This is a genomic window from Treponema sp. R6D11 (genome assembly GCF_054786075.1).
The window spans coordinates 1-1,488 of the sequence record NZ_BDHD01000314.1; the positions used below are offsets into that span (position 1 = coordinate 1).

The 1,488-nt window shown below is 68.9% G+C and carries 1 protein-coding gene; it reads right to left on the reverse strand.

What is annotated here, in order from left to right; all coding sequences use genetic code 11:
* Positions 1-72 precede the first annotated feature (72 nt).
* Positions 73-1,488 (reverse strand): galactarate dehydratase (garD, locus tag ACYVTD_RS12660; protein ID WP_461248110.1); only part of this gene is annotated, 1,416 nt, incomplete at its 5' end.

Below are 1,488 nucleotides of genomic sequence, written 5' to 3' on the forward strand. Positions count from 1 at the left end.
CCCGCCACAAAGCTGCGGCGCGTGGCGGCGCCGCCGGAATGGCAATGGGCATCCATGGCTTGTCTCCTGTGCTCAGGTCACGGGGGCGGGGTTGAACAGCACCAATTGATTGGCCAGCTTCCAGTGCTCGGCCCAGGTCTTCCTGCGGCCGCTGGCCACGTCCAGCATCAGGCGGAACATCTCCCAGCCCACGTCCTCGATGCTGGCCTGGCCTTCGGCGATGCGGCCCGCGTTCACGTCCATCAGGTCATGCCAGCGCCGCGCCAGGTCGCTGCGCGTGGCCACCTTGATCACGGGCACCTGGGCCAGGCCGTAGGGCGTGCCCCGGCCCGTGGTGAACACATGCAGGTTCATGCCGGCGGCCAGTTGCAGCGTGCCGCAGATGAAATCGCTGGCCGGCGTGGCCGCATAGACCAGGCCGCTTTGGATGCCCCGGTCGGCCAGACGCTGGCCCGGCGACAGCACGCCGGTGATGGGCGCCGTGCCGCTCTTGATGATGGAGCCCATCGCCTTCTCGACGATGTTGGACAGGCCGCCCTTCTTGTTGCCCGGCGTGGTGTTGGCGCTGCGGTCCACGCGGCCCTTGTCCAGGTAGGCGTCGTACCAGGCCATCTCCTCGATCATGGCCTGGGCCACCTCGGGGCTGGAGGCGCGCGAGGTGAGCTGGTCGATGCCGTCGCGCACCTCGGTCACCTCGCTGAACATCACGGTGGCGCCTGCGCGCACCAGCAAATCGGTGCAAAAGCCCACGGCCGGGTTGGCCGTGACGCCGCTGAACGCATCGCTGCCGCCGCACTGCACGCCCACCACCAGGGCGCTGGCCGGCACGGTCTCGCGCCGGCGCGCGTTCAGCCGCTCCAGATGCACCCTGGCGCTGCCCATGATGGAGTCCACCATGGACATGAAGCCCACATGCGCCTCGTCCTGCAGGCAGACCACGTCCAGCGCGGGCTCGCGCTCATCGACGATGGGGAAGGACCCCGGCGGCAGCAGCCGCTCGGGCTGCAGCTTCTCGCAGCCCAGGCTCACCACCATCACCTCGCCGCCAAAATTCGGGTTGTGGCTGATGTTGCGCAGCGTGCGCTGCGGAATCTCGGCGCCCACGGCATCGATGGCCACGCCGCAGCCATAGCTGTGCTCCAGGCCCACCACATCGTCCACATTCGGATAGCGCGGCAGCAGCTCGGCCTTGATGCGGCCCACCGCGAAATCCAGCACCCCGGCCACGCACTGCACCGTCGTGGTGATGGCCAGGATATTGCGCGTGCCCACCGTGCCATCGGCATTGCGGTAGCCCTCGAAGGTGTAGCCCGTCAGCGGCGGCAGCTCGGGCGGCTGCACCGTGGCGATCGGCAACCCCTCAAGAGACAGCGCCCCCGGCATGCGCAGCAGCCGCTCATGCACCCAGCTGCCCGCGGCAATGGCCTGCAGCGCATAGCCGATCACCACGTTGTAGCGGCGCACCTCGCCGCCCTCGGCAATGTCCAC